This is a genomic window from Mesorhizobium sp. M1C.F.Ca.ET.210.01.1.1 (genome assembly GCF_004791585.1).
Taxonomy (GTDB): domain Bacteria; phylum Pseudomonadota; class Alphaproteobacteria; order Rhizobiales; family Rhizobiaceae; genus Mesorhizobium.
On the sequence record NZ_SRUU01000221.1, the window covers coordinates 1 to 285 of the forward strand.

General features: G+C 62.1%; 1 pseudogene. It reads right to left on the reverse strand.

Features of this window, described 5'->3' with window-relative positions:
- Nucleotides 1-218, reverse strand: a pseudogene (locus tag EN853_RS33665) (protoheme IX farnesyltransferase); the annotation flags it as partial.
- Nucleotides 219-285 lie beyond the last annotated feature (67 nt).

Below are 285 nucleotides of genomic sequence, written 5' to 3' on the forward strand. Positions count from 1 at the left end.
GCACCGGACGCGCCCGCGCCGACGGCGATGCAGAGAATAGCGGTGATGCCGAGTATCGGGTTGATTTCACCCGGCGCCAGCACGAGGCCCGCAAAGGCCGTGAAGACCACGAGCGACATGACGCGCGGTTTCAGCAATTCGAAATAATCGCGCGCGCCGGCTTCCGAGAGTTCGGAGCTTTCCGCGCCCAGCATTTCGCGATTGTCGATAACGGTCATTTCCTGTCCTGCTTCCTTCGAACGCCGCCTGTCGCGACATTCCCTGCATCGGCCGGAAACACGAGTG